This window comes from Vitreoscilla massiliensis (assembly GCF_001457815.1).
In the GTDB taxonomy this organism is placed as follows: Bacteria; Pseudomonadota; Gammaproteobacteria; order Burkholderiales; family Neisseriaceae; genus Vitreoscilla; species Vitreoscilla massiliensis.
Genome location: NZ_LN898221.1, coordinates 139,196 through 166,048 on the forward strand (window position 1 = coordinate 139,196; position 26,853 = coordinate 166,048).

Annotated in this window: 30 protein-coding genes; 15 read left to right on the top strand and 15 right to left on the bottom strand. The window is 47.0% G+C overall.

The genetic code is table 11. The features are described 5' to 3' along the window. Window positions 1–408: 408 nt before the first annotated feature. From BN3003_RS12210 to BN3003_RS12220, 3 genes are all read right to left on the bottom strand, one after another. Entirely contained in the window at window positions 409–2,208 is a 1,800-nt protein-coding gene (locus BN3003_RS12210; RefSeq protein WP_058356949.1) for a sensor histidine kinase, read from the bottom strand. Window positions 2,209–2,258: 50 nt separating this feature from the next. Beyond that, entirely contained in the window at window positions 2,259–2,954 is a 696-nt protein-coding gene (locus BN3003_RS12215; protein WP_058356950.1) for a response regulator transcription factor, read from the bottom strand. Between the two features lie 589 nt (window positions 2,955–3,543). Next, complete coding sequence (locus BN3003_RS12220; protein ID WP_147645431.1) at window positions 3,544–3,873, bottom strand: hypothetical protein; 330 nt, start codon at window positions 3,871–3,873, stop codon at window positions 3,544–3,546. Between the two features lie 143 nt (window positions 3,874–4,016). Between BN3003_RS12220 and BN3003_RS12225 the strand changes: the two genes are divergently transcribed. From BN3003_RS12225 to BN3003_RS12275, 12 genes are all read left to right on the top strand, one after another. Beyond that, window positions 4,017–4,208 (top strand): hypothetical protein, encoded by a 192-nt coding sequence (locus BN3003_RS12225; RefSeq protein ID WP_058356952.1) that lies wholly within the window; start codon window positions 4,017–4,019, stop codon window positions 4,206–4,208. Beyond that, window positions 4,205–4,393 (top strand): hypothetical protein, encoded by a 189-nt coding sequence (locus BN3003_RS18875; RefSeq protein ID WP_147645432.1) that lies wholly within the window; start codon window positions 4,205–4,207, stop codon window positions 4,391–4,393. Before BN3003_RS12225 ends, BN3003_RS18875 begins: the two co-directional genes overlap by 4 nt. A gap of 109 nt (window positions 4,394–4,502) precedes the next feature. Then, complete coding sequence (locus BN3003_RS12230; protein ID WP_082625657.1) at window positions 4,503–5,978, top strand: replication initiation factor domain-containing protein; 1,476 nt, start codon at window positions 4,503–4,505, stop codon at window positions 5,976–5,978. Further along, a complete protein-coding gene (locus tag BN3003_RS12235; protein WP_058356954.1) occupies window positions 5,938–6,228 on the top strand; it encodes a hypothetical protein in 291 nt (96 codons plus the stop codon). The genes BN3003_RS12230 and BN3003_RS12235 overlap by 41 nt, the downstream gene beginning before the upstream one ends. Window positions 6,229–6,337: 109 nt before the next feature. Continuing rightward, window positions 6,338–6,640 carry a hypothetical protein gene (locus tag BN3003_RS12240; RefSeq protein ID WP_058356955.1) on the top strand — a complete coding sequence of 101 codons (303 nt, stop codon included), beginning with the start codon at window positions 6,338–6,340 and terminating at the stop codon, window positions 6,638–6,640. A 52-nt stretch (window positions 6,641–6,692) separates the two neighbouring features. Continuing rightward, the gene (locus tag BN3003_RS12245; protein ID WP_058356956.1) at window positions 6,693–6,923 is read left to right on the top strand and encodes a hypothetical protein; all 231 of its coding nucleotides are present in this window, start codon (window positions 6,693–6,695) and stop codon (window positions 6,921–6,923) included. Window positions 6,924–6,931: 8 nt separating this feature from the next. Continuing rightward, a complete protein-coding gene (locus BN3003_RS12250; protein WP_058356957.1) occupies window positions 6,932–7,204 on the top strand; it encodes a hypothetical protein in 273 nt (90 codons plus the stop codon). A 79-nt stretch (window positions 7,205–7,283) separates the two neighbouring features. Next, complete coding sequence (locus tag BN3003_RS12255; RefSeq protein ID WP_082625658.1) at window positions 7,284–8,831, top strand: IgG-binding virulence factor TspB family protein; 1,548 nt, start codon at window positions 7,284–7,286, stop codon at window positions 8,829–8,831. Beyond that, window positions 8,828–9,115, top strand: a complete 288-nt coding sequence (locus tag BN3003_RS12260) for a DUF2523 domain-containing protein (protein WP_058356959.1) — start codon at window positions 8,828–8,830, stop codon at window positions 9,113–9,115. The genes BN3003_RS12255 and BN3003_RS12260 overlap by 4 nt, the downstream gene beginning before the upstream one ends. Further along, window positions 9,112–10,347 (top strand): zonular occludens toxin domain-containing protein, encoded by a 1,236-nt coding sequence (locus BN3003_RS12265; protein ID WP_058356960.1) that lies wholly within the window; start codon window positions 9,112–9,114, stop codon window positions 10,345–10,347. Before BN3003_RS12260 ends, BN3003_RS12265 begins: the two co-directional genes overlap by 4 nt. After that, on the top strand, window positions 10,348–10,860 hold the full coding sequence (locus BN3003_RS12270) for a DUF2726 domain-containing protein (RefSeq protein WP_058356961.1): 513 nt from the start codon (window positions 10,348–10,350) through the stop codon (window positions 10,858–10,860). A 386-nt stretch (window positions 10,861–11,246) separates the two neighbouring features. Beyond that, window positions 11,247–11,612, top strand: a complete 366-nt coding sequence (locus BN3003_RS12275) for a nuclear transport factor 2 family protein (protein ID WP_058356962.1) — start codon at window positions 11,247–11,249, stop codon at window positions 11,610–11,612. 28 nt (window positions 11,613–11,640) lie between these two features. On the opposite strand, the gene BN3003_RS12280 is transcribed toward BN3003_RS12275, so the two are convergent. From BN3003_RS12280 to BN3003_RS12305, 6 genes are read right to left on the bottom strand one after another with little or no spacing between them, the layout of a single operon-like run. Then, window positions 11,641–11,994: a Rieske (2Fe-2S) protein gene (locus BN3003_RS12280; RefSeq protein ID WP_058356963.1), complete on the bottom strand. Its 354-nt coding sequence runs from the start codon at window positions 11,992–11,994 to the stop codon at window positions 11,641–11,643. 1 nt (window position 11,995) lies between these two features. Then, complete coding sequence (locus tag BN3003_RS12285; protein WP_058356964.1) at window positions 11,996–12,853, bottom strand: dioxygenase family protein; 858 nt, start codon at window positions 12,851–12,853, stop codon at window positions 11,996–11,998. A 16-nt stretch (window positions 12,854–12,869) separates the two neighbouring features. Beyond that, the gene (locus tag BN3003_RS12290) at window positions 12,870–13,940 is read right to left on the bottom strand and encodes a maleylacetate reductase (protein WP_058356965.1); all 1,071 of its coding nucleotides are present in this window, start codon (window positions 13,938–13,940) and stop codon (window positions 12,870–12,872) included. 3 nt (window positions 13,941–13,943) lie between these two features. Beyond that, window positions 13,944–15,461, bottom strand: coding sequence for an aldehyde dehydrogenase family protein (locus BN3003_RS12295; RefSeq protein ID WP_058356966.1), 1,518 nt, complete (start codon window positions 15,459–15,461; stop codon window positions 13,944–13,946). A gap of 59 nt (window positions 15,462–15,520) precedes the next feature. Then, window positions 15,521–16,525, bottom strand: a complete 1,005-nt coding sequence (locus tag BN3003_RS12300) for a hypothetical protein (protein ID WP_058356967.1) — start codon at window positions 16,523–16,525, stop codon at window positions 15,521–15,523. Between the two features lie 19 nt (window positions 16,526–16,544). Beyond that, entirely contained in the window at window positions 16,545–17,036 is a 492-nt protein-coding gene (locus tag BN3003_RS12305; protein ID WP_058356968.1) for a cupin domain-containing protein, read from the bottom strand. Window positions 17,037–17,598: 562 nt separating this feature from the next. Between BN3003_RS12305 and BN3003_RS12310 the strand changes: the two genes are divergently transcribed. The 3 genes from BN3003_RS12310 to BN3003_RS12320 all read left to right on the top strand — a co-directional run bounded on the left by BN3003_RS12310 (window position 17,599) and on the right by BN3003_RS12320 (window position 19,490). Further along, a complete protein-coding gene (locus BN3003_RS12310; RefSeq protein ID WP_058356969.1) occupies window positions 17,599–18,549 on the top strand; it encodes a LysR family transcriptional regulator in 951 nt (316 codons plus the stop codon). A gap of 63 nt (window positions 18,550–18,612) precedes the next feature. Beyond that, window positions 18,613–18,861: a hypothetical protein gene (locus tag BN3003_RS12315; protein ID WP_058356970.1), complete on the top strand. Its 249-nt coding sequence runs from the start codon at window positions 18,613–18,615 to the stop codon at window positions 18,859–18,861. Between the two features lie 92 nt (window positions 18,862–18,953). Beyond that, a complete protein-coding gene (locus BN3003_RS12320) occupies window positions 18,954–19,490 on the top strand; it encodes an NUDIX hydrolase (protein ID WP_058356971.1) in 537 nt (178 codons plus the stop codon). 224 nt (window positions 19,491–19,714) lie between these two features. Here BN3003_RS12320 and BN3003_RS12325 read toward each other — a convergent pair whose 3' ends face one another. The 6 genes from BN3003_RS12325 to BN3003_RS12350 form a co-directional block, all read right to left on the bottom strand. Next, a complete protein-coding gene (locus BN3003_RS12325) occupies window positions 19,715–20,074 on the bottom strand; it encodes a 5-carboxymethyl-2-hydroxymuconate Delta-isomerase (protein WP_058356972.1) in 360 nt (119 codons plus the stop codon). Between the two features lie 18 nt (window positions 20,075–20,092). Further along, window positions 20,093–21,517 carry a UDP-N-acetylmuramate:L-alanyl-gamma-D-glutamyl-meso-diaminopimelate ligase gene (gene mpl / locus BN3003_RS12330; RefSeq protein WP_058356973.1) on the bottom strand — a complete coding sequence of 475 codons (1,425 nt, stop codon included), beginning with the start codon at window positions 21,515–21,517 and terminating at the stop codon, window positions 20,093–20,095. A 126-nt stretch (window positions 21,518–21,643) separates the two neighbouring features. Next, on the bottom strand, window positions 21,644–22,669 hold the full coding sequence (locus BN3003_RS12335) for a GlxA family transcriptional regulator (RefSeq protein ID WP_058356974.1): 1,026 nt from the start codon (window positions 22,667–22,669) through the stop codon (window positions 21,644–21,646). A gap of 210 nt (window positions 22,670–22,879) precedes the next feature. Continuing rightward, window positions 22,880–23,524, bottom strand: coding sequence for a sarcosine oxidase subunit gamma (locus tag BN3003_RS12340; protein WP_058356975.1), 645 nt, complete (start codon window positions 23,522–23,524; stop codon window positions 22,880–22,882). Continuing rightward, window positions 23,517–26,543: a sarcosine oxidase subunit alpha family protein gene (locus tag BN3003_RS12345; protein ID WP_058356976.1), complete on the bottom strand. Its 3,027-nt coding sequence runs from the start codon at window positions 26,541–26,543 to the stop codon at window positions 23,517–23,519. The genes BN3003_RS12340 and BN3003_RS12345 overlap by 8 nt, the downstream gene beginning before the upstream one ends. Continuing rightward, complete coding sequence (locus tag BN3003_RS12350) at window positions 26,540–26,848, bottom strand: sarcosine oxidase subunit delta (protein WP_058356977.1); 309 nt, start codon at window positions 26,846–26,848, stop codon at window positions 26,540–26,542. The genes BN3003_RS12345 and BN3003_RS12350 overlap by 4 nt, the downstream gene beginning before the upstream one ends. Window positions 26,849–26,853: the final 5 nt, after the last annotated feature.

Here is a 26,853-nt window from a genome sequence, read left to right on the forward strand (position 1 = left end):
ATAAAATAGACCAAAATATTTTATTGCTGCAATTTAAATTCATGGGTGTAGGAGTGCTGCCCTTGGGTATTGTGTGCGTTTGATAAATGTAGCGGCTTTGCGTACTAACGAGGTTTTGAAGGTGTTTTGCTTAGCGCTGTGTTGCATCTGCTTAAGCTTACAGGCCGCATTTAAGCGGCCTGTAAAAGATATCTGCACAGAATTTCGTTTGATAGATGGTTAATACTCATACCATATTCATTGTCTCAATATATGCAGCGTCGCTTGGGGCAAGGGCAATTGCAGTCATCCCTTGTATGGCGTTGTGATGCTGAGTTTTTTATGGCTTTCCTTGGTCTGCATAACATAATCAGTTTACAGGCCGCACCTCAGCAGCCTGTAAAGGATTGCTAAGCCGATATAATCCGCTTAATGCTTGTCTAGAGTCAAAGGCACGCTCACTTCCAAGCGCGTGCAGCCTGCTTCGGAGTGCAGCGTCAATTGGCCATTTAAACGGCTCACGCGTGTGCGCATGCTGTTCATGCCTATGCTGATGCCCGATTGTTGGCTGGCAGCAACATCAAAACCAACGCCATCGTCTTCTATCAGCAGGTATAAGCACTGAACATCGCAGTAAAAACGCACGTTCACCTGCCGCGCTGCGCTGTGTTTGATGACATTGGTCAGCGCTTCTTCTATGACACGGTACAAAGTCAGGCAATGGGCCGCTTGCGGCGGTGTGTGCCAAGCCTTTGCCACCTCCCAGCTCACGCTCATGTCCATGCTCTCGCACAATTGCACATAGCGGTGGCGCAGCGGCGCCAACCACACCACTGGCGTAGCCGGAATATTGGCCGCTTCCGCCGAGAATTGGTCGATGATTTGGCGCAAATCGCTGCGTAGCAGCTTGAGTATGGACAGGTTTTTGGCATTATCGACCGGTTCATCCGCTTGTTCCAACACCATAATCGAGCGGATGAGGGCGCCGCCCAAACCATCGTGTAAATCATGGGCGAGGTGGGTGCGCTCTTGTGTTTGCATTTGTTTCACCGCCGCCGTGTGTTGCTCGGCCAAGCTGGCGGTGAGGTTTAACTCGGTTTCGCGAATTTTATTGCCCAGTTCATGGTGAAATGCCTCGATGCGCTGCAGGCTTTGGGTCAGCCGCATTGCCAAAATCAGCGCCATAAACACGGTTAACAATAATGAAGTGTAGGCAACCAAATTCGATGGCAAGGTGAAGACGCGCAGATAGGCCAGCAAAGACAGCAAACCCAAAGCAATGCACGCCAACATGGTCAGCGCCAACAAACGCGAAGCCAGTTCGCGGCTGCGCCAACCCCAAACTGTAACCAACACGCTGTTAACACTCAAAATCAACACACAGCCAAAGAAGAAGCAGGCCAAGACAGCGGCCTGTAAATGCGCAGGTGAGGCCCAAATGCCCAGTAAAGCCAATACGCAGTAGCCACACAAACCCAGTTGCAAACGCGGCGCCTCATGTTGGATAAACCGCCATGTAAAGGTGCAAAAACACAGCGTGTACAGCACAAACGCCGAGATGTGCACTTGCATAAACACCTTGGCATTGGGAAACGGCGCAGTTTCGGTGGCAAGCAAATTGTACAAAAACGCCAACCATGCCAGCGATGCCAACACATACCAGCCCAGTGCCGTCTCTTGGCGGCGCAACAGCCAAATGCAGGCGCAAAACAGCCCCAGACTGGCCGACAAGATCGCGTTAATCAAAAACAAGGTGCGGTGTTGCCATTGTTTGTTTTGCTGTAAAGCGGAGATGGTGTCGACATCGGCAATGCGCAGCGCGCCCATACCTGGTGAATTCAAGGCATCGCCGCTGACACGCACATACAGGTGTTGTATGGCTTGGTTTGGTGTGGATGGTGGCAAGGTCAACATGCGCGGGCGGTTCCAACTGCGCGACAGCGGCTCTTGCAAATGGGCATCGCGCCACAGCAATTGCTGCTCGGCATAAATGGCGCCGGCCATGCTGATGGCGTCGACATACAGCGCCATACTGATATTGGGAGCAGCACAGGGCGCTTGCCAGCTGATGCGGTACCAGGCCACGCCTGAGTGTTGTGGCCAGCGCTGGCTCCAATTGTCGGGCAAATTGATGTTTTGCCATTGTGTTACTTCAGTGGGCAGTTCGGCCGCGGACAAGGCCGCCGATACTTGTACGATGTTGGCCTCACAGGTATTGGCCTGTGCCAACGGCAGCCAGCACAGACAGCATAAGCAAACCCATATCTGCCAACAATACCTCATAACAAACCCAAATCGCGGGCTTTGTGCACCGCCTTGATGCGGCTGTTGACCGCCAGCTTGCGGTAGACTTTGCGGATGTGAGTTTCTACGGTAAAACGCGACAAATAGATTTCATCGGCGATTTCTTGGTTGCTCAAACCGGTAGAAACCAAGTCCAATATCAAGTGTTCGCGCGCGGTCAAGGCCACGGTGTCATCGTCTTCGTTGTCTTCCTCGCGGCTGTGCTCATTGGCATTAGCGACGTGAGAGTGATGGGTAGCCGCGCTGGGCAATTGTGCCAACACAAAGCGGGCGATGGCTGGATCTATGGGCGAGCCACCACGCATCACGCTGCGCAGCGCCACCAACAATTCCAAATCGTCGCGTTCTTTTAACAAATAGCCATTGGCACCGGCCTGTAAGGCTTGCAACACCATATCGGCGCTGCTGAAAGCGGAAATCACCATAATCGGGATTTCAGGCCGCGCCTCGCTTAAAGCAGCAACCACGCTCAAGCCGCTGCCGTCAGGCAAACCCAAATCAATCAAAGCCATATTGATGTCGACAAAATCAATGTCCGAATGCACTTGGGCGAGAGTGGACGCCAACTTAATCTCCGACGCTTGCAGGCCCAACTCCAATAACAAACGTTTGATTCTCATCTGCATGAATACATCGTCTTCAAGCAGCAATACCGGTGCAAACTTGTTCATTTACTTCCTGTGTGTGGTGTTTTAACTTATTTTAACCGATGTGCAGATTGGTGTTGCGTCATCCGCATGGGTATTGGCATATTTGTGCAGGTTAGCTTGGCACTTTATGCACAATATAGGTATGAATTTAACATAAATACACATTGCATGTATGCATCGAAATGACTGATTTGTAGAGGTTTTACTGCAATGCACTTGGATTTCAGTTTACCTCGAAGCCCATGTATGGCTTGCCAGACCGATGTTTTTTAATATTCGCCATATTAGGAAGGCGATAAGATGAGGAATATGCTGATTGGAGCAGACGCAATCACCATAGTATCGATTTCATTGTTTATCGTTATAGGCTTTGTAATGGCACCAGATTGATTTAGGTGTGGGTAAAGCAATATCAACTGCTCAGTTATTTCAAACGCATGAAAGCTTTTATGGTAAGTATCTATTAGCATGGCGACTACACAGAAAAAGGTGAAAAATTAAGCCTAATTGCAGGATTTTGGGTATGTGACTGCATTTGTAACAGTATTTGATGTATATAATTTAACATAATATATATTATGCGAACTAATGAGGTTCGTGAAATAATATGCTAATCTCCACTAAACCGACGTTTCTTGTAAAACCCAACTGGCACTCGTACATTGTAAGTCTTAATCACTGACTTAAAATACTCAGTCTTCAAAAACTCTTTTTCATCTTCACGCGCTTTGTAGAACTCACAAGAAACAAATATCTGCACTGGGTCTAGGTCTAAAGCCTTAGCTATCATCAATTTACGCGCTACCGATAATTTACGCTTCCCAGTTTTAAGCTGTCGAATTTCAGCAGTCGTCGTATTCCAGTGAAACGATAATTTTCTGTCTGATGTGATATTCAATTCCTGTTTGTACAGGTTCATCCATTGTTCTTGCGTTTGCATGTCATCCCCAATTATTAGCATTAACTGCTTATTGTCACAGCATTTTTGGCACTGTCAAGCCTGTATTTTTACAGAACTTATAAATATTATTTGCACAAGTTCACATTGTACTCTGTAAACGTCTAGCGAAAGGACGCCAAGCCATGCACAAGCCACTTCCTGCTCATGACAAGCACACTGCTTACATCGAAATATCGAAATCGGGTTTTAAGTTCATTTGCGTCTTAGTAGCTGAAAAACGCACGCCAGTACGCATGTTCACCAGCTTGGTTAAATGCAAGCAATTCGCTGCTGACAATGGTTTGGATTTTCAACTGGTGGGAGCTTTGGCATGAAACAGCGTGAATTTCCTTGTATCACTCTTTGCTCAGTACAAGATTCTTATTTTTTATTCTTCCATCGTGAATTTGGTTTTTTCTTTGAAATTGAAGAATCTACAGATTACAAGCAAATCGCTCTTCGTGGCCTTCAATGTTCGCATGCTATTAGAGTGCCTTTTTACAATGAGGTGAAATCATGATTCGTTACACAGTTTATTGCTTCTTGTGGTGGGTAAATTTTATAGCCTGTGTTTTCAATAGCATCTTCACTTTTGTAACAGATAAATTTACAAAAAATGAGGTGAAATTATGATTCTTTCTCCAAAACAGCTTTACATGCTTGACCCCAAAGCACGCAAATCTAAACCACTAAATACAGACAAAAAAGCCCCTGTGCTGGAGTTCGTCGACCCATTAAACCAATCGGATAAATTTGCCGCGTTCGGCGGTATAGGTCGCGCAAGCGACCAGAGCGCCGTCGCTGCGGGCGATAGCCCCCCGTTATGTAACACGGGGGGAACATCAGAAGCTGTTTTTTATGCCATTGGTTTGCAAAACCACGGCGAAAAACAAAAGCAAAAACTCTTTAAACGCGGCTTGGATGGCATCGCCTTTATAGACACCCTCACCTTTACCCTGTCTGAGGACGTTTTTATCCCCGATACCGAAATGCCCGAACCCGAAGTGATTGCCAACAACATCAGCGCATTTTTATACAGCATCTTCGGTTTCGGTTTGGTCGCCAAGTGCAACGGCTTGCACGGCTATCAAATCAGTTTCTTGATGGGTCAAGCCAACGCCGAATATGGCCGTGCCGCCTTTTGGGGCAACAAAAACACGGTTTACATCAACCTTACTGGCTTGGGGCTAACAATGGCTGCAGATGGTTGGGAAGAACGCCTGTATGATTTTTTTCAGACCCATGCCCCTGAAGCCAAGATTACCCGCATTGACCTGTCTCACGACTTCTTAAATGGTGAGTACAGCATCGACCAGTGTTTTCAAGACTGGAAAGACGGCAAATTCAAAAACATTAAATCAGCCCGAAACCCAGTGGCCGAACAGTTCGGCACCGATTGGCTTAACGACACCAAAACAGGTCGCACCCTGTACATCGGTTCTGCGAAGTCCGACAAGCGTTTGATGGCATACGAAAAAGGCAAACAACTCGGCGACCCCAATAGCCCTTGGGTACGTCTTGAACTGCGCATGCGCAACCACAAGCTCACCTTACCGCATGAAATGCTTATAAACCCTAGCCCGTTCTTTGTCGGTGCTTACGATGCCATAAACGACATTTTCAGCAATTACAACTTGAAAACCGACAAACCAGCGGTCAAGCAAAAAAAAAAGGATTTGGGCATTTTGCATGTAACCAAGTACGCCAAGATGCAAGTTTCCCCTGCTCTGAAGCTGCTTACTGAAGAACTCGGACTGACCAAAGAACAAGCCTTTGACAGCCTGTTCAATGATAAATGCAAGATGCCCAAACGCTTGCTTAAAGATGGTTTAACAGACAGCACTGAAATGACGTATTTCCATGAATTTGGCCGTTTACCGCAGTCGATTGAGGACATGACCCGAATTTACAAAATTGATTTAGTACGCAGCAACGACAAACCGTATTGGATGACAGACGAAGAATACCAACGCTTACACCCTGAAAACATACTGACCGTACAAGACACACACGACACTTACTTTGACTTTACAAAACCACTTTCTAATCCGATTGGAGCTAAAAATGTTAATTCTGCAATGCACTTTACTCAACATCATCGATAAACCTGAAACCGTCAACCGTCAAACAGGCGAAGTCATTCCAGCTAAAAAAGTGTTACAGGTTCAAGACCAAACACGCCAAAAAGACGGCCAAATCAAGTTCATGCAACACGATTTGTCGTTCACAGGCAATGCCGACATTTTTAAGGGCTTGGTAGGCAAAGAAGTTCATATCAATGTTTCTGCATACTCAAAAGACCAGTTTAACGTTGGTTACACCATGCTAGGTCTACACGGTAAACAAACAGATTAAGCCATTTGGGGGCGTGGCTTTGGCACTTTCGCAGCCCCCACAAACCAAGCTTTAAAACTTGGGGCGGTTTTAAACCTTGCCGAATCTGCCCCAAGTATTGAGGTTTGCTATGTCAGATTATTGGGATATTGATGATTCAACAGGTGAAATTGACATTGATGGCAATGTTTATCGCAATGAATCGTTCAGAGAAACACAAGACGGTGAAATTGAAGAGTTAACAGACAAAGGCTGGGAATACTCAGCCATGAATGACTTTGCTCTTGAATTTGAACATGATGAGGATGGAAATATTGTGGGTTCTCATCAGGTTGATGCTGATGGTAATGAGCTTGAAAGCTTTGATTTGAATTTTGGTGATGAAGAAAGTTTTGATTTGGATTTTGGTGATGAAGGGGATTTGAATTGGTAGTTTTACGGGAAGCAAACACCCTATTTTGTTTGCAAATTTTGGAGAACGTCTTATGAAAAACGTAACTAAAAAAGCTGGCATCTCAACTGCCGTTGCAACTGCTTTGACTGTTTCTGCGCCTGCTGCTATGGCTGCTGATGCTTTTACTTTGGATACCACTGCTGTTGTAGCCGCTGCTGCTGTTATTTTGGGTGCTGTTGGTGTGATTGGTTCTGCTTTTATGATGATTCCTGCAGCTATCAAAGGCTGGGGTGTTGTTAAAGCAATCATCTTCCGCAGTTAAGGTGTGATATGGGCTACTTTGTTGATGGTGTGTGTGTATCTACCAAGGAGCAGGCAGAAGCCATGCTGTATAGCAAGGTAGCCCCTGTAATCACAGAAAACGGCGTTAAGCAGTTGGACTATATAAACGGGCAGTATGTTTTTGAAAGCCAAGTCTTAACGTCTGTTTTTCCTGAATGTTCACAGGCTGCAAACTTCATACAAGGTGCACAATTCGGCCTGTATATCGGTTTGTTCTTTGCAGCAGCTTACGGTTTTATTGCAATGAAAAGGGCCATGTGATGACTTTCCAAGACCCTTATTTCCTAGCTGGTTTTATATCTGTCCTTGGCTTCGCTTGGATATTTTTCTCAAGGCTCTGATGATGAAATATTTGATAAGCATTCTTCTACTGTTTATTTCTTTTCAAGCAAATGCTGTCAATTACCTCGGCTTTGGCGGCGGCAATTATGTGTATGCTGAACAAGGTAATCTGTATTTCAACATTGACGAGTATGCATTTGATAACAGGGCTTGGACATATGATGGTCAAAAGTTCACAAGTCAAATTAGTATCAAAATGGATTTAAAAACAAAGTACACGTCAGATTGGTATGAACAAGTATTAGTAAACAAAAAATCAGATGGTTTTATGTATGCAAATTATATTAAGCATCCATTTCATTATCAAAATCGTGGTGACTATCAAAAAGTTTTTTGGCAAAGATATGCGGCTGCGGCAGTTGGTGGGCAAATCGTAAGAACTGCATCATTTGGAGCTTTTAAAGGATTTATAAAAAATAACTTTCCAAAATTTGCTGCTACTGTAATCGGTAGTTATTTTATTTCTCTTGGAGTTGCTGATAGTGTTAATTGTGAATCAGGTGATTGTAAGCAAACAGTTGAATATATGTATGTTTCAAAAGTAGTCAATCCCTCAACACAGCAAGTAGTGACAACTAATACGATTTACGCCACTCGTGATGAATATGTCAGTCACGAAAAACTCATTGCTGTTGTTCAGTCTAAATTAAAACCTGTTAACTCTAATGGTTCAACGCTTGAATATTGTAATGTTAATGTCAATGTGAATTGTTATTACAAACGTCCTTCACCTCAGACCGGCTATGACGGTTATGCGTTTTCATGGTCTACTTTACCTTCAAAATTAACTGAAGAAAGACTGGTTCAAGATAGGGACTTGCTTAAATACTTTGATGAAGTCTGTGCAAAATTTCCAAGCGAATGCATTAACGAACCTAGTGATGGTAAAAAAATTAACGATGTTCAATTGACTGCAGGCAGTATTAGCGGTGGGGTTAGTGTTACCGGTCCACCTTACACAAATCCTATAACTGGTAAAGCAGAGCAAGATCAAGTGGTTATAGGTGGCACAAATTCTGGTATTGGTGTGCCATCTTCAACAAATAATTCTTGGTTCGACAAGGCTACTTTAGGTCAAAGTGCAATTTCAAATACTGTTACGGTTACAACTACGGCACGTCCTGATTTGACTAATACTGGTGAGGCTGAGGTCGCTAAACCTAATGAGCAAACGGGTACTAAACCACAAGTTGTTGTACCTCCTATTACAGTTCCTGAATTCAAGGATTTAAATGACATGATTGACTTCTGTAAAGCCAATCCAAACGCACTATCTTGTGTAGAAGTTGAACAAGTAGATGAATCTAAAATTGAAATTCCACAAGTTACAGAAAACCTTAATTTACAAGTCAAAAATTACATAACAAGTTCTTCAGGTGCTTGCCCTCAAGGCTCGACTTTCAGCGTTTCCATGTTTGGTGTAACTCAAACAGCAGAATTTAGTTTTACTCCTGCTTGCCAGTTTGCCAATTATCTAAAATATGCCGTTTGGGCTGCTGCTTGGCTTCTTGCTGCTCAGATTGTAATGGGGAGAAACCAATCATGACGCGTTTACTTGCTCTTATTGTAGCCGCTTTAAAGCGCTTTGGTGTTGAATTGCTTGCTGCGCTTGGTTTTTCAATCGTGACTTATGCGGGCATGAATACTGTTTTAAGTTCGCTTATTGGTGAATTGCAAACAATGATGAATAATCTTCCTTCAGCTACATTGCAGTTGTTCTTTTTAGCTGGTGGTGGTGATGCAATCAACATCATTCTTTCAGCTTATGCGTTTAAGCTCACCATGCAATCTGCTTCTAAAATCAAAATCAGTGGAAAAGCCTCGACATGATTTACTTGATAACAGGCTCCCCAGGAACGGGTAAAACTGCAATGGTTCTGTCTTGGATACGCAAAAACACAGACGGCTTATTTAAATATCCTATGCTCATGGGTATTGATGATAAAGGCAATGATGTATTTGAAGACATGCCTCGCCCTATCTTCGTTAACGACATCGACGACATTGATCATGACTATTTCGGCACACAAGATATATCAGACGATGAGATAAAAGCTGGCGCTATTGAAACTGTTGTGCCTACCCCTACTCCTGATGACCCTGACATTATGGCGCCTGTTTTGATAGTAGACGAAGCTCACCGCATTTATCCAGTTCGCTCTGCTACAGCAAAAACACCTGAATATGTTGAGTCACTCGCAAAACTTCGACATCACGGCGTTACTTTGATACTACTTACTCAACATCCCAGCACAATAGACAAATTTGTTCGTGATCGTGTTGGTAAGCACATACACATAGTTCGTTCAAAGGTTGGAAGTAAAGCATACACTTTCTATGATGTGCAAAATACGCTTACCCGCTCAGCCCTTCAAAGTGAGGGTATGATGGATTTTTACACCATAGACAAAGAAGTCTGGTCGCATTACAAAAGCGCATCAACACACGTGAAATTCAAGAAGAAAACGCAAAAAATACTCTATGTGTTTCCTGCAATTATCATCATGATGGTTATTGGCTTTAGCTACATTGCAATGAATTTTGGTAGTTTGACCAACTTCGGCGGCGCTAATGTTGCACAAGCTTCTGATGTCTCTACAGTTACAGAGCTTGATAAAGCTATGGCCAGTAATGCCATAGGTGCAAATAATGGTACTCAATCATCATTGTCCAATGCATCGAGGGGTTCAAATAACGATACTTCTCAGAATTTGAAGCCTGAAGATTACGTTCCAAGCATTCCAGAGCAACCATGGTCTAAGCCGCTTTACAACAATGTCAGACAAGTTAAAAGTTTTGAATATCCAGTTGGTTATAAGGTTTCAAGAGGCAAATGCACTGCGTATAGTGAGCAAGGCACTGAATTAAATATTCCTCAAAAGGATTGTTTTAGGTGGCAAAAGAACGGTTTATTCAATCCGTATCGTGAGCCTGTCAAAGTTGAGCAAGCACAGCCAAAGCAGCAAGACAGCAAACAAGGTCAATCAAACAGCATATTATCGTTGTCAGACAGTACAAATCATGATGCAATGAGGCCGTCTATAAAACTTGATGCTCAGTAAATGATTAAATTTATACTAATAATATTTGCACTGTTTGTTCTGGTAGCAATTCTATTTTTAATTTTTGTAGCTACTCTTAAGAATAAAAAGGATTTTTCAACTGATAAAGCACCATGGCCATTTTATTCAAAACGCCCATTATCAAGACCTGAACAAGTTATGTATTTTAGATTGATTGAGGCGTTGCCAGATTTTGTTGTTTTACCACAAGTTGGATTATCAAGATTTTTAGGTGTTAAAAAAGGAAATAATTTCGGCCAGTGGTTTAATAGGATAAACCGAATGAGTGTTGATTTTTTGGTGTGTAGTAAAGATTTTAAAATCATTAGTGCAATTGAATTGGATGATTCGACACATAATGATGAAAATCGCAAAATTGCGGATGCCAAGAAGGATAAGGCTTTAGATTCTGCGGGTGTGCAGATTATTCGCTGGCAAGTTACAAATTTACCTGATGTTGAAAATATCAAAAAATTAATTTCAGACAGTGATTCTATGAACCATAAACTTTGAGAAACTGACAATCCCGTCAAGGGGAAGCTTTGTAAAGGCGCTTGCGTCTTTATGAATACCCCTTGATGGCGTGCCAATAAATAAGCTCGGGTAAGGGGTGCAGATGGTTTTCTATCTGCACCCCTTGCCACATGGCGAATGCCGCCGGAGGCGAAGAAACTGGGGAATTGCAGCAATAAAATGAAGACAGGGGCTATAAAAATGCAGGGTGCATATTATTTATATGACATTGAAATGGGGCTGTATTTTTGTAGTATTTGCGCTACTAGCATGGATAACGTTACATAACAAGATATTATGCGAACTAGATTAGATTGCCAAATGAAACACAAATCCACATAATCATTTCAAGCCATGCCACCCATAACTGCTCTAAGGACTTTGAGATGGATACCAAGATGATTGAAGATTTTGAACAGCAACGTTTTCAAGCTTTGATTATGCAGGATTATGACTTATTTACGAGTATGTGTGATAAAAATCTCATTTATGTGCATAACAGCGGCAATGTCGATACTTTAGAGGGTTATTACCACAAATTGGTCAGTGGTTATTATCGTTATTTGAGCATCGATTATGAGATTTCTCATGTGGAAATCTTTACAGAATGCGTGCTGGTATTTGCCAACTTAAAAGCACATATTTTGGTCAATAATGAAGAAAAACAGTTAAATAACCGTTTATTGTCGGTATTAAAACGCAACCATTCGGGGCTTAAATTATTGGCACAGCAGCCGACACCGATACGCTAGCATCGGTTTTAAGCATGGGTGCTGATGATTAAGGTGTAGAAGCCAAGAAAATTTTCGCATTTTTGTGTTCAATTTCAATGACTTGAAGTTGCTTTCCTTTGCATGGCCCATCGATACACACGCCGGTTTCAATATCAAATAAGGCCGAATGGTGGGCGCACATGATGACTTGGTTTTGATACAGCGAGAATTGCCCCTCTTTGTAATCCAATTGCACTGAAAAATGGGGGCAAACATTTTCATAGGCGTAATAGCGTTGATCTTTTTGAATGATGACCACACTGATTTCTTTGTGTGGATGGGCCACTTTAATCGCTTGTTTTTCATTAAATTCAATGGTTTCACACAGAATGACTGCATCTGCTGCTGTATTTTTCTCCATATCAGCCCTCTTTCGTCAATACAAATGAATATTGAATCAGATGAAATGGCTGTTTGATTTCAAAAAAATCGGTCCAATTTGCATCTGCAAGCTTGGTTTCGTAGGCCACGATTAAACGCTCTTTTACCCCAAACACCGCATCACCATTCAAATGTTCGTCTCCTTGGATAAACAAATGGGTGACCAAACGTTGGTATCCAGGTGCTTGTATCATAAAATGGATGTGAGCTGGGCGCCAAAAATGACGTTTGGCATAATTCAACAGCTCGCCTACTGTCCCATCTGAGGGAATTTGGTAGCTGATGGGCAAAATAGACTTGAATGCATACGCCCCTTGTTCATTGCTAAAAAACTTACCGCGCAAATTTGCTGGTGGTTGGGCGCTGTCTTGGCCAGAATACATGCCATTGTCAGCCGTTTGCCAAACTTCAATTTCCGCGCCAACGATAGGTTTACCATCATGATCCAGTATGTTTCCTTGTACCAATAGAGGCATTAAATCGTCGCCTCCCTCTTCTACAATGTTCTCGCCATACATACGGGTTGGCATGCCTGCCACAAAAAACGGGCCAAATACGGTGCTGGGGGTTTGTTGCTCATTTTGGCTGTGATTGATTTCATCCACCAACATGGAAATGCCCAATACATCAGAAAGCAAAATAAACTCTTGTCTTGGGCCTTGGCACATGTGGCCTGTACGGGTGAGAAAATCAATGGCGGTTTCCCATTCCGTTTGCGTGAGTTGGACTTCATCTATGTATTGGTGCAAGGTTTTAATCAAGGTTTGTAACACATATTTGCTGCGTTCAGAATCAATTTGATCCAAGCTTTTCAGTACACTCTCGGTTACAGGCCGCATGGTTTATTCCTCCAAATCAAGCTGGTGGCAGACCTTGATATGCCAAAGTCAGTAATCGGGTCAACTCTTGCTCATCGTACGGCCTTGGATTGTAATAAGGTTTAGCACAGGTAATGCGTGCCACCTCTGCCGGACCATCTTCGGGTAAGCCAATGTCTTTTAAAGCCATAGGAATGCCCAATTTTTGATTCAATGCATAAATCAATTCACCCACTTGTTCATGACTTTGTCCGCCCAACGTTTGTGCCAGCAAATCCATGGTTGGAATGTCGGTGTTTTGGTTGTAAAAAGCCGAATAAGCCAAGGTAATGGCATGAGCTTGAGCATGCGGAAGATTAAAAGTACCACCCAAGGTATGGCACAACTTGTGGTGTATGGCCATGCCCACTGAGCCCAAACAAATTCCAGCCAGCCATGCCCCATACATCGCTTGTTTGCGGGCAGCCAAATCTTGCGGTTGTGCCACAATTTGCGGTAAAGCCTGATACAGTGATTTAATCGCTTCCAGCGCCATCATGCTGATGATGGGGTTTTTGTCCTCGGCATACAAAGCTTCCACCGCATGTGCCATGGCATTCATGCCTGAACTGGCTGAGATTTCTGCTGGCAAAGTCAGCGTCAACTCAGGATCGTAAATCACCACTTTAGGCAAGACTTTTAAATCTTTCCCGGTGGTTTTGACATGGTTTTCTGTCAAACCGTATACCGTGGTCATTTCACTGCCCGCATAGGTGGTGGGAATGGCGGCAATGGGTAAGCCAGTTTTCAAGGCGATGGCTTTGGCCAAACCAATGGTAGAACCGCCACCCAAGGCCAAACAACAATCAATATCGTGGTCTAAAGCGTATGCCACCGCCTTGTCAGCAACCTCTACAGGAACATGCATGACCGCATGTGGGTACACGCCTGCCGACAACTCTCCCAATTGCTCGACCATTTTCAGGCCGCTTTTCTCTTGCTCGGGCGTGGTTAAAATCAATACCTTACGGTATCCTTCGTCCGCCAAGATGGATTTCACTTGTTTGGATGCCCCTTCGGCGAAATACACATTGATGGGCAAGGCTTTGTAATGAAAATTGCTGATCATGATTCATTCACCTCTGTGAAAATGTGGCGGAATTTGTGCGTCTACATTCACCCAAACCGATTTGACTTCGGTGTAATCATGGATGGCTTCAAAACCCATTTCACGGCCATAACCCGATTTGCCTACACCGCCAAATGGGCTGCCTGGATTGACCCTTTTGTAGCTGTTAATCCAGCACATACCAGCTTTGATTTTTTTGGCAAACGAGTGTGCACGTTGCAAATTATTGGTCCACAAGCCGCTGCCCAAGCCATATTCAGTCCCATTGGCAATTTCTAAAGCCTCGGCATCGTCTTTAAAGCGCAATACAGTCACAAATGGGCCAAAAACTTCTTCTTGGGCCACGCGATCGCTGGGTTTGGCCTCGACGATGGTTGGCAACACATAATAGCCATTTTGTAAGGCCGCATCATCGGGCGCTTTGCCACCCAACAGTATTTTACCACCCTGCTCTTTGGCGATTTGAGCATAAGACAAGACTTTGTCACGGTGTAAATCTGAAGTCAGTGGGCCCATTTCGGTATCTGGATCCAATGGATTGCCCAAGCGGATGCTGGCCGCCAGCTTGATGAATTTTTCTAAAAATTCATCGGCGATTTTTTCATTCAAAATCAAACGTGAACCGGCAATACATGCTTGGCCTTGGTTGTGGAAGATGGCCCAAGCTGCTCCATTCACCGCCGCATCAATATCAGCGTCTTCAAACACGATATTGGCACCCTTACCGCCCAACTCCAATTGCACCCGCTTCAAATTACCGGCCGATGAATTGACGATATTGCGACCTGTTTGGGTAGAGCCTGTGAACGAAATTTTGCCGATGTCAGGATGCTCAGCCAAACGCTGACCTGCCGTTTGACCATAACCAGTCACGATGTTCACCACCCCATCCGGAAAACCGGCTTTTTTAATCAATTCGGCAATTTTCAAGGTGGATAAAGGGGTGATTTCAGAAGGTTTCATCACCACCACATTGCCTGCGGCCAAAGCCGGACCCAACTTCCAACTGGTGAACATCAAGGGGAAATTCCACGGCACGATTTGTCCAACCACACCGATGGGTTCACGCGTCACATAGTTCAAAAAGCCTTTTTCGACCGGAACAATCGTGCCCTCGATTTTATCGGCCATGCCACCAAAATAGCGAAAACAGGCCGCTGTGCGAGGCACATCCAAGCGCCGCGAGTCTTTAATCGGGTGCCCCGTATCCAAAGATTCAATTTGCGCCAACTCTTCAGCATGTTCTTCAATCAAATCCGCCAATTTCAGCAACAAGCGCCCTCTCTCCGCTGCCGGATATTCAGACCACACTTCAAATGCTTTTAAAGCTGCCACCACAGCGCGGTCAACATCTTCGGCTTCTGCGGCCGCAATTTGGGTAATCAACGTGCCATTGGTGGGGTTCAATACATCAATGGTACCGCCTTTGAGCGCAGGTACAAATTCGCCATTGATGAACAATTGTGTGTTTAATTTGGGCAAAATGTCTTGTTCTGAGATGATGGTGTTCTTGGCATTCATGGTGTCAACCTTTATGTATGTTAGGCGTAGCAGTTTGGTGGTGCATCACTATCGCGGAACTAAAAACTCACAGGGTATGGTGGCAACTCGCCCGACTCGTATTTTTCCGGTAAATTCGGGGTCGCATTTTCCCAAACCAACAACATCGAACGTTTGGTCGAATAACCTTGGTGGCGGATATTGGCGGGCATGGCGCAAATGTCACCGGCTTTCATGATGATGCGGGCAAACGGGCTGCCATCATTTTTGTCGGCGATGTCCCATGTGATTTCGTCCGAAATTTGCATAAACCACTCTACACGGTCGTTGCCGTGGCAAATGGGCAAGATGTATTCTTCTGTGGTTGGACAGAACAAGCTGGCCTTGCACACCGACGTTACCGAAGGATTCCAAGTCACATCTGAGCGCGACATGTATTTAAACAAATTGAATGCGCTTAATTGGCCTTCAAATTCAGGTTCGCAGTGCACCAAAGGCTCGTCTTGCGGCACATCCAAGAATTGGCGGTTGACCGGCAAATCTTCACGCAGTGGCGAATCATCTGGCATACCCGGCATGCGTTTGGTCGCGATGCGGTAGCGATCTATCGCTTCGGCATTGAAGCCGTGTTTGCGACCAAAGGCACTGCCGGTTTCTTCGGGAGCGGCAAATGGATCAAACCCTTCATTCACCCAATCGTGCAAAATGGCTTTGAATGTGGCCATGATGACCGGCGTGTCAAAATTTTCCACATAATCCACACCTGCGGCTTTCAAGACACCATTGAACGTGCCTGCATACATATCAACGCTGCCATAGTGGTTTTGGGTGCCGATGACATGGTCAAAATTCACCCAACCGTAGAAAAAGCCCCAAGCCACATCACGCATGACTGCTCGCAAGAAGGCATCAACAGACATCAAATGCGAGTGCTCTTGGCCTTTGGCTTGCCAAGTGATTTTGGCAAAATACTCGTCGCGATCGAATCTGAAACCGCCCAATTTAAACGTGGTGTAACCTGAAATGGCATCTTGACCCAAGACTTCTACCAACTCGCTGGCAAATGATTTTTGTGTTGCGCTCATAACCGTTCTCCAATTTGAATTATTTCAAGCAAATGTCTGCCCACTTCTCAATCGACAGTGGTCCTTTGATGGTGTGCAACAACACAGTGGCTGGTTTGGCGCTGTTGATGCGGTATGCGGTGCCTGCCGGCAAGATGGTTTGGTGGCCTTGTTGTAACACCACATAGCCCATCGGCTTGCCATTCGGTTGCTCACCTGCCAATTGCGTGCCTTCAATACTGGCATCCACGGCTTGCGGCAATTTTAAGAATTCCACTCGCACTTCACCGTCCATGGAAATCAAGAATTCATCGTGTGAGCAGGTATACCAAACCGAAGTGCCTTCGGCGCGAACCGACTCAATCACGTATTTTTGGTTAATGCCGACGACAGTTTTATCGTAAGGTTTGGCGTTTTTGGCGACTTCAAAAATATTTGAAAAAACATAATGAGAAGCCTTACCTTGTATCATTTGGATGCTGCCTTTTTCAAAGTTATCCAAGCTGGCGAAATTGGTGTGATATGCATTCATGTTATTTCCTTGGTTGCCTTAGTGCGATGGCTGCAAATTACTAGCAGCACTTACAAATGACAATGCAACGAACATCGACAATACTGTTCGTGAAAATCGAACAATGTACACCATGAAATGTTTGATATTAATGATATTTTTTGATTATTGATTTTGATAGATGAACAATGACTTGCAAGAGCCATACATCAAGTAAACGCATCAACCGCAAAAATATTCACACACTAACAGTGAAATTTAAAACTAAAGAAATTGCACTAAAAATGGGCACTTACCCATCACGTTAAGGAATGTAAATTCTGATGCAAGTGCGGTATATTGCCATTGTGCTATTGCAGCAACTGCTTTGTGCGTTGCACGATTTACCAGCGCTTTACCGTATCAACTGATGTCTCTACAGGCCGGATGAATAAACCAGGTTTCAGCAGCTTATCCCAAGAGTGTATGCGGCCTGTAAACCTGTTTTGACCGCTGTGAAATGACACAGCACAGCCTTGCTTGGTTTGCTATTGCGAACAATCACGGCTAAGGTAGCAACAAACCGAATTCTGAGGATGGGCTGATGGACAAATTACAGTGTTTGGAAGCGTTTGTGCGCGTGGCCGAAAGTGGCAGCTTCATCAAGGCAGCGGAGCAATTGGGCGTAACCCGCTCGGTCATTACCTTGCGCATCCAGCAATTGGAAAAATTCGTCGATGCACCATTGTTTTTTCGCAGCACACGCTCAGTGCGTTTGTCCGAAACCGGTTTAACGTATTACAAAGAATGTGCCGAATTGATAGGCCAAATTGAAAACCTGACCGACCAAATGGCCAATTCCAAAAATACCTTGCAAGGACGTTTGCGCATCCACATGGCGCCGGGGTTTGCGATTGATTATTTCGGCAAACACCTGACCTCGTTTCTCGCGACCTATCCCGACATCGACATGGACATCGTCGTCAACGACAAAATCATCGACCCAATTTCGGCCGGTTTCGATGTGGTGTTTCAAATGTTTCCGCCGACAGGTGAATCACTGATAGAACGCAAGCTGTTTCACATCAACCGCGTCGTCTGCGCTACACCTGAGTATTTGCAACAACACGGCCGCATTACCCATCCCAGCCAATTAAACCAATACACTTTGGGGTTTTATTCTGGTTATCCCAGTCGCAATAAGCTGCAATTCTTGATCGATGGCGTGTTTCAAGATGTGAACCTCAATGTCAAAGTCTTGTCATCTTCCATCCATTTATTGCGTGATTTCGCCCTCAGCCACGGTGGTGTGGTGTGTTTGCCGACCATCGTCGTGCATGAAGCGATACTGCAACAGCAATTGGTGACGATTTTGAACGATTTTCCCTTGTCCCATTATGGCTTGCGCGCGGTTTTTCCGGCCAACTCCAAAAACATCAACAAAATCAGAAGCCTATTGGACTTCTTAATCAGCCAACATGCGACCTTACCCGAGTGGGATGAGGCCTTAATCGCAGCAGGCCATTTGTCGGAAGTCGTACGCGGCTACCAATAGGCATGCGTCATGCTGGCTGCAGTTTATGGGTGTCTGTTCAGCCCATTTACCAAGGAGTCGCACATGTCATGGTTAAAAAGTATTTACCGCGGCGGCTGTTACATCGTGTATTTCTTGATGATGCTGCCATTTGTCAAAGGTTTGATGGTGTTGTACGCCTTTGGCGTGACATTTATGGCAATCATCGCCTATGCGCTGCACAGCCCCGACATGGGCTATCAAATTGGCAAAGCGATAATCGTCAATGTGCTGATTTGGCTCCTGATGTTGCAGCATTATTATGGTTGGTTAATGCCCAAAGCGCCGGATTAAGCCCTTCAGTCTGGTGTGTCATATGGGTTTGGCGGCCATAATGAATTACAATGTTTACTTTCCTGTTGTGCTTTTTCCTATTGGATACCCTTATGTCACTTATTGAAAGTCCGTTAAGCAGTCAGGCCATTTTTGATGGTCACATCATCAAAGTCAGCGTCGACAGCGTGACCTTACCCAATGGCAAAACCGCGACCCGTGAAGTGGTGCGCCATCCTGGTGCCGTGGCCGTGTTGGCAGTGACCGAAGCCAATGAGGTGATTTTGGTGCGCCAATACCGCTATGCTTGCGGCACCGAATTATTGGAAATTCCCGCCGGCAAATTGGACATCGTCGGCGAAGACCCTGTGCACTGTGCTTACCGCGAATTGGCCGAAGAAACGCCCTACACCGCCCAATCCATGCGCTTAATCCACACCTTCTACACCGCCGCCGGCTTTTGCGATGAGAAAATGTATTTGTATGTCGCCGATGGCATCGTCAAAAACAGCACCGTCGCTGCCGATGAAGACGAATTTGTCGAATTGGTGACCATGAGCCGCGAGCAAGTGCAAGCAGCTTTGGCCAACAATCATATCCACGATGGCAAAACACTGGTGGCCTTATACCATTGGTTGGCACAGGCTTAAATATAAGCCACTGATACATAATAAGCGGCCTGTAAATCGTTTACAGGCCGCTTGTATATGTTTGGAAGGTGCAGCTTAGGTTTTAAAACATGGTTTGCGTTCAGCTTAGTTCGGTAACGATGCCTCCAAGCGATTGAATAAAGTCACTATGAGCATGACTTTAATATTAAAAGCGGCCTGTAACACAGTTTACAGGCCGCTTATTAATCTGCAATCAACAGTGTTTAGGCTTCTAAACGGATTTTGCTGTACGTTTCCGCATTCATCAACACCATGTCGCAAGACAGTTGCACAGGCATATTTTGCTTGGGCAAGGCGCTGTTCAGCGCTGCGGTAATAGCATCGGCCAAGATTTTTTGCGCTTCATTGGTGCGCTCAGGCTTGCGCAGCAAACGCACATCCACGTGCACAAACGCCTCGGCACTGTGTTCGCCCACAATCACATCTTCACACACCAGCGCGCGCGATTTGATGTCTTGGTTGGTGGTCAACACGCTGTCCAACATCGCTTGATGAGCGGCCTGTAATAAGCCATGTTTGTGTTCAGCCAAGTCTTGGCTCACAGACAAAATCAAATGCGGCATAAACCCTCGCTTTCTGAATTAATGGGCTTGCTGATTCAAGGCATCGAGCAACAATTGGTGTATGCCACCAAAACCGCCATTGCTCATCACCAAAATATGGTCGCCCGCTTGTGCGGCAGCAACGATGTCTTGCACCAATACTGCCAAATCGCTTTCCACTTGAACCTTAGCGCCCAATGGTTGCATCGCCTCGGCCACGTCCCAATTGACGCCGCCGCTGTAGCAAAACACCGCATCCGCATCTTGCAAACTCTCAGGCAAGGCGGCTTTCATCGTGCCCAATTTCATGGTATTGGAACGCGGCTCCAACACCGCCAAAATGCGCGCTGTGCCCACTTTGCCGCGCAAACCGGCCACAGTGGTGGTAATTGCGGTTGGGTGGTGGGCAAAGTCGTCGTACACGGTCACACCGGCGGCCACGCCTTTGACTTCCATGCGGCGTTTGACATTGGCAAAGCGCGACAAGGCTGAACACGCCGCTTCAATTGATACACCGACATGGCGCGCCGCAGCGATGGCGGCCAAGGCATTCATGCGGTTGTGTTCGCCCATCAAGGCCCAATCCACATGGCCGACGGTTTCGCCTGCCAACACCACATCAAACACGCCTTCGGCAGTGACATTGGCCACTTGCCAACCTGGCGCCGCGCCAAACACTTCTACCGGCGTCCACACGCCTTGTTCCAACACGCTGTCTAAGGCGGGCTGAGTGGCATTGCTCACCACCAAGCCCTCACCCGGCACGGTGCGCACCAAATGGTGGAATTGGCGCTCAATCGCCGCCAAATCAGGGAAAATGTCGGCATGGTCGTATTCCAAATTGTTCAATACCGCTGTGCGTGGGCGGTAATGCACGAATTTGGAACGTTTATCAAAGAAAGCAGTGTCGTATTCGTCGGCTTCTATCACAAAAAATGGGCTGCGCTCGCTGAAACTGGCTTGCTGTATGCCTTGTGGGGTTTTGAAGCCGTCTTGTTGGGAAATCTGTGGCAAACGCGCCGATACCGAAAAATTCTCAGGCACGCCGCCAATTAAAAAGCCCGGTGCCAAGCCCGCGTCTTCCAATATCCACGCCAACATCGAAGAGGTGGTGGTTTTGCCATGCGTACCGGCCACAGCCAACACCCACAGTTTGTGCAACACATTCTCGGCCAACCACTGCGGGCCAGAAATGTACGGCAAGCCGCGGTTTAAGATGGCTTCGATAACGGGCATGCCGCGTTTGGCCACATTGCCTATCACATACACATCGGCTGGAAATTGGTCCAATTGTTCAGGCTCAAACCCCTCAATCACGTCTATGCCCAATGCTTCCAATTGGGTGCTCATCGGTGGGTAGATTTTGGCATCACAGCCAGTGACTTTGTAACCTGCTTCTTTGGCGATGGCGGCAATCCCGCCCATGAAAGTACCGGCGATGCCGATGATGTGGATGTGTTGCATGTGGTGCGAACCCGTCAGCGAAAAATGGGCTTATGATAGTCCAATTTGCCTAGGCTGTGAATGTGCAGGCGCTTTGTTTGCATCAATTGATGGTATTTGCAAACAAAGCGGCCTATAAATGGTGGATTATCGGCTTAAAGCATTGAAGACGCCTCCGGAGCCGGCGATTTTGAATTGAAACGCCGGGTCAGATGGTTTGCGCTGTTCGCGTGGCGAATAGCCGTAATAGCTGCGGTAAGCCTTGGAAAAATGCGACGAGGTGGAAAAACCGCAAGCCACCGTCACCTGCATGATGCTCATGCTGGTTTGCGCCAACAATTCTTTCGCCCGCTGCAAACGCAAACGCAAATAGTATTGCGCCGGCGACATCTGACAGTAGCGCTTAAACAAGCGCTCCATTTGCCGCAGCGACAGCGGAATCAAATCGGCGATTTCTTGCATCGCCAATACCTCATCCAAATTGGCCTGCATCAATTCGATGGCGGTGTGCACATAATCGTAACCGGGGCCGATGTGTTCGGTGTGTGGCTTGTATTGGGTGGTGGAATCGTCGCGAATGCGCTCCATCACAAATTGTTGCGACACCGCCGTGGCCAAAGCCTTGCCGTGTTGCAAACGAATCAGGTGCAACATCATGTCCATAGACGTCGTGCCGCCCGAGCAGGTATAGCGATTGCGGTCTAGCGCATACAATTGCTCGCCAAACTTCACCTGCGTAAACGCCTCTTTCGCTGCGGGCAAACTCTCCCAATGCACAGCGCTGCGGTAACCATCGAGCAATTTGCTCACCGCCAAAGCCACTGAACCATTGCACATGCCGCCCAAGATGATGTTTTGCTGGTCTAGCTGTTGCAGCAAGGTTTTGATGCTTGGCGTGGTCGCCGATTGCACGTCTATGCCACCGCAGACAAACACCATGTCGCACTCAAACAAACCAGCGGCATCGCAAGTGTGTTCCAAACGCAGGCCATTGCTGGCGCAAATGTCGTCGTTTTCTTGGTAGATGTGCCAAGAATACAGCTCTTTTTGGCTGAGGTAATTGCTCATGCGCAGCACATCGACGGCGCTGGCAAAGGTAATCATGGTAAAACCACGCAATAAAATAAAGCCGATTTTTTGGGGTTTGTGTCGTTGTGGATGCAATTTGCTCATACGTCCTCTATTTCTCAGTATTTTTATGTATTTTCATTATTTTAGTATTTTTATTAGGCGTAAAATGACCGACATTGGCGTTTCATTACCGTCTATTATCGACGCATTCATATCAAAAAACGACATCGCCGTGAAAAAAATGCCTCTCAAAGTCCATGGGTTGAGAGGCAAAGAAGAGACTGCAAGGATAAAGAGAAGGTTAATCGGATATTAAGCGCTGTAGCGTTGCCAATCTGGCTGCGCAAACTGCCAGTGTTTGCTCAAACCATAGCCATATGGCTTGCTGGTTTTATCGAAAATGCGCCACAGATAATCGGCAAAACTGCGCCGGAACAACAACACATAATCGTCATCGGCGAGTTTGTGCAAAACCACTGTGGTTTTCTTCAATACCGTCGACACCACTTGGCCGGCCTGTAAGCTGCCTATATTGTAGGGGCTCAGATGGCGCAAGAACGTGCTTGCCGCTGTGCCTTGTATCTGTAGCAGCATCAAACCACCACTGTTGTCTACGATTTGCGCAAACACGCCTAGACAAGCGGCCTGTAAACGCTGCAACAGCTCGTTTTTACGCGCATGTGAGCACACCAACATCCATTCATCCGGTGACAACCAGAAAATGGCGGCTTCGGCGGCGTACACGCTTTGCTTGGGCGCATTCGGCAAGGCCACGCCCAACACGCTGTCTATCGCCGCCACAAACGCAGCATCTGAAAGCAAACCGCGCACATTGATGATGCCGACCGCACCGCCGCTGCTCAATTGCAAGGCAGTGTGGTTGCTTTGTTCAGGAATGTTCGCCCATTGGAAATGCAAAGGGGTGTGCCAGTAAGCTGGACTCTGGGTATTAAGCATGTTGACGTTCTCCTTTGGCATCGACAAAGACAGAGCTGTCGGCCACTTTAAATGCAATGATGTTGCCACGGGCATAGGCGTACAAGGTTTCACCGATGCGGTTGCGACCGTTTTCGACCACGGCCATCGCTATCGAGCGACCCAAGAAAGCGCTGTAATAGCTGGAAGTGATGTGGCCGAGCAAAGGCACGGGCGCATCGTAGCCGCCGGCTTTGGGCACTTGCACTTGACCATTGGCGATGATTTGCGCGCCTTCAGGGATGACCGCATGTGGGTCTACTGGCAACAAACCGACCAAGTGTTTGCGGTCGTCGCGAGCGGTGTCGCTGCGTGAGAGCGAGCGTTTGCCCAAGAAGGAATACGGTTTTTTCATGCCCACGGCCCAAGCCATGCCCAAGTCTATTGGCGTGTTCGAGCCGTCGGTGTCTTGGCCGACGATGATAAAGCCTTTTTCCGCACGCAACACGTGCATGGTTTCGGTGCCATACGGGGTGATGTCAAACTCTGCCCCTGCTGCCATCACCTGTTCCCACACATAATGGCCATAACCCGATTCCACATTGATTTCATACGCCAATTCACCTGAGAACGACACGCGGAACACACGCGCAGGCAAACCGGCTACCGTACCGGCTTTCCAATCCATGAATGGGAAGGCTTCGGCAGAAAAATCGATGTCGTCGCACAGTTTTTGCAAGACCTGACGGGCTTTCGGGCCGACCACGGCGATGGTGCCCCAATGGTCGGTGACCGAGGTCATCCACACCTTCAATTCTGGCCACTCGGTTTGGTGCCAACGCTCCAACCAGCTCAGCACATTGGCCGCGCCGCCAGTAGTGGTGGTCATGTAGAACTGCTCGTCATTGATGCAAGCAGTCACGCCGTCGTCCATCACCATGCCGTTTTCGTTCAGCATCAAGCCATAGCGGCATTTGCCCGGTTCCAATTTGCTCCACGCATTGCTGTAAATGCGGTTCAAAAATTCGCGTGCATCCGGGCCATCGATTTGAATTTTTCCCAAGGTCGACGCGTCCATCACACCGACGCCATTGCGTGCGGCCAAACATTCGCGGTTGACCGCCGCGTGCATGTCTTCGCCATTTTTGGCGAAATACCACGGCCGCAACCATTGACCCACTGGCTCAAACGCCGCACCACGGCTTTGGTGACACTGATGCATGCCGGTCACGCGTTCAGGGTCAAACGTGTTGTCGGCATCCAAACCTGCCAATACGCCAAGGCTCACCGGCGTGTAAGCCGGCCTGTAAGTGGTGGTCGACACTTGTTCTATCGGCGCGCCCATCGCTTCGGCGGTTAAGATAAAGCTGTTCACGCTCGAGAGCTTGCCTTGGTCGGTACCGAAACCAAACGCGGTATAGCGCTTCACATGTTCCACGTGGCGGTAGTTTTCTTGGATGGTGATTTTGATGTCTTCCGCGGTCACGTCGTTTTGGTAATCGACAAACGCTTTCGCGCCTTTGCCCGCCGGCAAACCATCAGGAATGCGCACCGCCAATTCCATCGCTTGTTGGCTTTCTTCGCGCACTTGTGGCATGGCCAATGCGGCCTGTAAACCTTTGCTGCCCAAAAAGTCTATCAATACCGCTTGCGTTTGCTCAATTGCCTGTTGCCAAGTTTTGCTGCCGGTGACGGCGCCGACATTGCACACCGTCGCTTTACAGGCCGCATATGTCTTGGGCACGATGAAAGCCATCGCGGCCGCGTCCCAAATCGGACGGCTGGTGTCGTGGCAATACAGGTGTACCGTCGGCGACAAGCCGCCGCTGGACAACACCGTTTCGCATTGCCATGTGTGTTTGGCTTTGTTTGCCAAATCTATGAATTCGACCGCGCTGACTTCGCCCTTGCCCATCACTTGGGCAATGCCACTGTGCAACAACACCTTCACTTGGCGCGGCAAAAAGCTCGGTACTTTGCTGTGCTTGCGCACATCGGCCACCACCACTTCGGCGCCAGCCAAGGCCAAGTCCCGCGCAGCCAAGTAAATTTCGTCGTTATTGCCGCAAATGGCGATTTTTTCGCCCAATAACACGCCGTAGCGGTTCAAATACGTTTGCGCGGCCGACACAGTAAACACTCCTGGCAAGTCGTTATTGCCAAACACCAATGGGCGTTCGATGGCACCCGCGGCCAAGATGACTTTGTCGGCGCGAATGCGGTGCAAGCGTTGGCGTGCTTGTTGCGCATTGCGTTCGCGTATCGGAATGTGGTCTTGCAACAATTCCACCGCCTGCACCAAATTGTGGTCGTGCAAGGCAAACGCGGTGGTGCGGGTCAACACCGTTACTTTGGCATGCTCAGCCAATTGCTGCGCCAATTCGGCCGCATATTCAGCGCCGCTTTTGCCATTGAATTGGCTCGCAGCATCGGACAATAACCAACCGCCCAATTGCGCTTGCTCATCCACCAACAACACTTGTAAACCATTGTTGGCGCAGTTCAATGCGGCCTGTAAACCTGCCAAACCGCCACCAACCACTAACACATCCACATGATGGTGCAAATGGTCGTACCACTCGGCATCGGCTTGCGTGGGCGTGCTGCCGAAACCGGCGAATTGGCGAATGACATTTTCGTATTTCGGCCACATTTTCGCCGGCCATTTAAACGTTTTGCTGTAAAAACCCGGTGCCATCAAGTCTTTGCCGACGCTGCCAATGACGCCTTTAACGTCAAACTGCAAGCTCGGCCAACCTGAGGTGCGGTTGGCGTTCAAGCCCGCGTACAATTCCGCTTGCGTGGCCTTGATATTGGGGGTGCAATAGGCGCCGCTTTCCATTTGCACCAAGGCATTCGGCTCTTCCGCGCCCGCGCTCATGATGCCGCGCAAGCGACCGTATTTGTAGCTGCGTGCCAAGGCTTTGACGCCATTGGCAAGCAAGGCCGAAGCCAAGGTATCGCCTTGTAAACCGCTGTAAGTCTTGCCATCGAATTCAAACGTCAGCGACTGCTGACCATCGACTTGTACCGAGGGTTTTAAAATCCGTTTCGCGCTCATGCCGACTCCTCTGCTGCGTATTGTTCTAAGAAATGCTGTTTGCCCTCTGCCAAGGTATACGTGGCTGCTATGTCATTGCTGACGTTGTGGCGCTTGACCACAAACACTTTGCGACAGCCAGACACATGTTCCCACTGCTCCCAAATCCAGCCTTTGTGGTTGCTGCGCATAAACACATAATCGCCCCACTCCTCATCGCTGCACTCTTCTGGGTTTACAGGCCGGGCAATAAAGGCTTCACCAGCATAATGAAACTCTTGCTCATCGCGCTTTTCCGCGCAAAACGGACAATGGATGTATAACATATTGT

What these genes read in the sequence shown, in the direction of transcription:
- BN3003_RS12215 (WP_058356950.1), bottom strand. Translation starts at nt 2,954, where the DNA reads ATGAACAAGTTTGCACCGGTATTGCTGCTTGAAGACGATGTATTCATG.
- BN3003_RS12220 (WP_147645431.1), bottom strand. Translation starts at nt 3,873, where the DNA reads ATGCAAACGCAAGAACAATGGATGAACCTGTACAAACAGGAATTGAAT.
- BN3003_RS12225 (WP_058356952.1), top strand. Translation starts at nt 4,017, where the DNA reads ATGCACAAGCCACTTCCTGCTCATGACAAGCACACTGCTTACATCGAA.
- BN3003_RS18875 (WP_147645432.1), top strand. Translation starts at nt 4,205, where the DNA reads ATGAAACAGCGTGAATTTCCTTGTATCACTCTTTGCTCAGTACAAGAT.
- BN3003_RS12230 (WP_082625657.1), top strand. Translation starts at nt 4,503, where the DNA reads ATGATTCTTTCTCCAAAACAGCTTTACATGCTTGACCCCAAAGCACGC.
- BN3003_RS12235 (WP_058356954.1), top strand. Translation starts at nt 5,938, where the DNA reads ATGTTAATTCTGCAATGCACTTTACTCAACATCATCGATAAACCTGAA.
- BN3003_RS12240 (WP_058356955.1), top strand. Translation starts at nt 6,338, where the DNA reads ATGTCAGATTATTGGGATATTGATGATTCAACAGGTGAAATTGACATT.
- BN3003_RS12245 (WP_058356956.1), top strand. Translation starts at nt 6,693, where the DNA reads ATGAAAAACGTAACTAAAAAAGCTGGCATCTCAACTGCCGTTGCAACT.
- BN3003_RS12250 (WP_058356957.1), top strand. Translation starts at nt 6,932, where the DNA reads ATGGGCTACTTTGTTGATGGTGTGTGTGTATCTACCAAGGAGCAGGCA.
- BN3003_RS12255 (WP_082625658.1), top strand. Translation starts at nt 7,284, where the DNA reads ATGATGAAATATTTGATAAGCATTCTTCTACTGTTTATTTCTTTTCAA.
- BN3003_RS12260 (WP_058356959.1), top strand. Translation starts at nt 8,828, where the DNA reads ATGACGCGTTTACTTGCTCTTATTGTAGCCGCTTTAAAGCGCTTTGGT.
- BN3003_RS12265 (WP_058356960.1), top strand. Translation starts at nt 9,112, where the DNA reads ATGATTTACTTGATAACAGGCTCCCCAGGAACGGGTAAAACTGCAATG.
- BN3003_RS12270 (WP_058356961.1), top strand. Translation starts at nt 10,348, where the DNA reads ATGATTAAATTTATACTAATAATATTTGCACTGTTTGTTCTGGTAGCA.
- BN3003_RS12275 (WP_058356962.1), top strand. Translation starts at nt 11,247, where the DNA reads ATGGATACCAAGATGATTGAAGATTTTGAACAGCAACGTTTTCAAGCT.
- BN3003_RS12280 (WP_058356963.1), bottom strand. Translation starts at nt 11,994, where the DNA reads ATGGAGAAAAATACAGCAGCAGATGCAGTCATTCTGTGTGAAACCATT.
- BN3003_RS12285 (WP_058356964.1), bottom strand. Translation starts at nt 12,853, where the DNA reads ATGCGGCCTGTAACCGAGAGTGTACTGAAAAGCTTGGATCAAATTGAT.
- BN3003_RS12290 (WP_058356965.1), bottom strand. Translation starts at nt 13,940, where the DNA reads ATGATCAGCAATTTTCATTACAAAGCCTTGCCCATCAATGTGTATTTC.
- BN3003_RS12295 (WP_058356966.1), bottom strand. Translation starts at nt 15,461, where the DNA reads ATGAATGCCAAGAACACCATCATCTCAGAACAAGACATTTTGCCCAAA.
- BN3003_RS12300 (WP_058356967.1), bottom strand. Translation starts at nt 16,525, where the DNA reads ATGAGCGCAACACAAAAATCATTTGCCAGCGAGTTGGTAGAAGTCTTG.
- BN3003_RS12305 (WP_058356968.1), bottom strand. Translation starts at nt 17,036, where the DNA reads ATGAATGCATATCACACCAATTTCGCCAGCTTGGATAACTTTGAAAAA.
- BN3003_RS12310 (WP_058356969.1), top strand. Translation starts at nt 17,599, where the DNA reads ATGGACAAATTACAGTGTTTGGAAGCGTTTGTGCGCGTGGCCGAAAGT.
- BN3003_RS12315 (WP_058356970.1), top strand. Translation starts at nt 18,613, where the DNA reads ATGTCATGGTTAAAAAGTATTTACCGCGGCGGCTGTTACATCGTGTAT.
- BN3003_RS12320 (WP_058356971.1), top strand. Translation starts at nt 18,954, where the DNA reads ATGTCACTTATTGAAAGTCCGTTAAGCAGTCAGGCCATTTTTGATGGT.
- BN3003_RS12325 (WP_058356972.1), bottom strand. Translation starts at nt 20,074, where the DNA reads ATGCCGCATTTGATTTTGTCTGTGAGCCAAGACTTGGCTGAACACAAA.
- mpl (WP_058356973.1), bottom strand. Translation starts at nt 21,517, where the DNA reads ATGCAACACATCCACATCATCGGCATCGCCGGTACTTTCATGGGCGGG.
- BN3003_RS12335 (WP_058356974.1), bottom strand. Translation starts at nt 22,669, where the DNA reads ATGAGCAAATTGCATCCACAACGACACAAACCCCAAAAAATCGGCTTT.
- BN3003_RS12340 (WP_058356975.1), bottom strand. Translation starts at nt 23,524, where the DNA reads ATGCTTAATACCCAGAGTCCAGCTTACTGGCACACCCCTTTGCATTTC.
- BN3003_RS12345 (WP_058356976.1), bottom strand. Translation starts at nt 26,543, where the DNA reads ATGAGCGCGAAACGGATTTTAAAACCCTCGGTACAAGTCGATGGTCAG.
- BN3003_RS12350 (WP_058356977.1), bottom strand. Translation starts at nt 26,848, where the DNA reads ATGTTATACATCCATTGTCCGTTTTGCGCGGAAAAGCGCGATGAGCAA.